3 protein-coding genes and 1 pseudogene are annotated in these 2,071 nt (G+C 34.7%); 2 read left to right on the top strand and 2 right to left on the bottom strand.

Annotated features, from left to right (window positions below; genetic code table 11):
• Positions 1-154: 154 nt before the first annotated feature.
• Positions 155-673: pseudogene (locus F6K13_RS30235) on the bottom strand (adenylate/guanylate cyclase domain-containing protein); the annotation flags it as partial.
• Positions 674-686: 13 nt separating this feature from the next.
• On the opposite strand from F6K13_RS30235, the gene F6K13_RS35560 reads away from it, so the two are divergent.
• Entirely contained in the window at positions 687-1,004 is a 318-nt protein-coding gene (locus F6K13_RS35560) for a methyltransferase domain-containing protein (RefSeq protein ID WP_339379578.1), read from the top strand.
• Complete coding sequence (locus tag F6K13_RS35565; protein WP_338043112.1) at positions 991-1,473, top strand: hypothetical protein; 483 nt, start codon at positions 991-993, stop codon at positions 1,471-1,473. Before F6K13_RS35560 ends, F6K13_RS35565 begins: the two co-directional genes overlap by 14 nt.
• Positions 1,474-1,712: 239 nt before the next feature.
• Here F6K13_RS35565 and F6K13_RS30245 read toward each other — a convergent pair.
• On the bottom strand, positions 1,713-2,071 hold a 359-nt coding region (locus F6K13_RS30245), incomplete at its 5' end, for an alpha/beta hydrolase (protein WP_287289436.1).

Genomic DNA, 2,071 nt, shown 5'->3' on the forward strand with positions numbered 1-2,071 from the left:
AACTAATTAAACGGACATGATATTACGGATACTCAAGAGACCATCCCTGTGAACTGAAGCAACTTATATTTTCTCTGATGTTCAGTGGCGATGGGAATTTAATTAGATGTCTTATTTTTCTTTTAATCCTTATTCCTGATTTCTTTTTTTCTATCTATACTTTTCTGCCAATCAATAAATAAGTTTTCATTTCACCCTTACCTTTAACTACTATGGAACCGCGTTCCTTAAAAATATACTGATTATGTAAGAGATCGTAAGTTTTTGTCGAAACTTGAATCGTACCGGGAATTCCATGAGATTCCATGCGACTGGCAGTATTCACTGCATCACCCCAGAGGTCGTAAATATACTTTTTCGTGCCAATGACCCCAGCAACAACAGGTCCGGTGTTAATGCCAATGCGGATACAGAGTTCAAAATTATGCTGTAAATTAAATTTGCTGATTTCTTGTTGCATATCAAGAGCCATTTCTGCAGCAGCTTTGGCATGGTCTGCTCGTGGAGTAGGTAGACCACTAGCAACCATGTAAGCATCTCCGATAGTTTTAATTTTTTCTAACCCGTGGCGATCGCTCAACTTATCAAATTCTGAAAAAATTTTATTGAGCAATATTACCAAATCTTCCGGTAGAATTTTTTCTGAGAGTTGAGTAAAACCAACAAGATCAGCTGAATTAATCCTGATGAAAAATCTTAATCCAGAAAGCAATTTGAGAAATTTTTTCGATTCTCAAGATTTACCTTTAGAAAAGCAAAATATTTTTCCAGGAGAAGTATTCAGTCATCCTGTTAATTTTGACACAGGTATTCGACATTTATTACCACGATATGATGAAATGTTGGATGTCATAGTGCGTTGTGTGCAAAAAAATAGCGATCGCATTTTGGAACTTGGTTGTGGTACTGGGGAACTAAGTTTAAAGCTATTACATAAATATCCTAACGCACAGATAGTAGCGGTGGATTATTCTCCACGGATGCTAGAATTTGCCCAAACTTAAGATTGATGCTGCTGGGTATACAGATAGATGGACTGAAATAGAAATGGATTTTGGTGAGTGGGCAAATAACGCTGATTTATCATCCCCTATTGGTGATGGTTTTAATGCTTGTGTATCATCTCTCGCTATTCATCATCTGAGCGATAGTATGAAATTAAAATTATTTCAAAAGATTAGAAAAAGCTTAAATTATGGAGGTTGTTTTTGGAATGCCGATCCTGTTTTGCCTGCAACTACAGAATTAGCAGAGGTGTTTAAACATATACAGCAGGAGTGGGCAATAAGTCAAGGAACTACTTTAACAGAAGTTCATGCCAAAATGGGTACTAGCAATTCTTATGGTTATTCTAATCAAGACCAATTAGCTAGTTTGTCTGCCCATTTGGAGATGTTAACAACAGCTAATTTTATACCTGTAGCTGTTCCTTGGAAATATTATAAATTTGCAGTATTTGGTGGTTTTGTTTAGAATGATTTCTGTGTTTAATATAATATCCGTTTAATAGTGATATGGAAAAAATATATTAAATGCTGAATGGTTACATAAAAGTAGGAATTTTCAGCAATGATTTGAATTATTGAAAGTTATATTGAAGAAGGCTTTAGGCTTTAGGTGAAAACAGCTTACCCTGCTACTTAAAACCTAACACCTTTAGAGTTTAACAAGGATAAATACTGACAATTATCAAGTAAAATACCTCTGTTTTTTTATAGAATTGCCAACTTATCAGTTGCCTTAATTAGAGCATTTATAATTCCTGGTTCAGAAACTGAATGTCCTGCATCTGGCACTACGATAAATTCAGCTTCCGGCCAAGCTTGATGTAACTCCCAAGCTGATACCATCGGACAAACAATATCATATCTTCCTTGTACGATTACTCCTGGGATATGCCGAATTTTATAGACATTTTTTAATAACTGTTCTTCATGTTCAAAAAAACATTTGTTAATAAAATAATGACATTCTATTCTAGCAAAAGCTAAAGCAAAATAACTATCCCCAAACTGTTGTGATACGTTTGAATTTGGAATTAATTTACTGGTACTTCCTTCCCAAATTGACA

The sequence above is a fragment of the Okeania sp. SIO2B9 genome (genome assembly GCF_010672505.1).
Lineage (GTDB): Bacteria > Cyanobacteriota > Cyanobacteriia > Cyanobacteriales > Microcoleaceae > Okeania > Okeania hirsuta.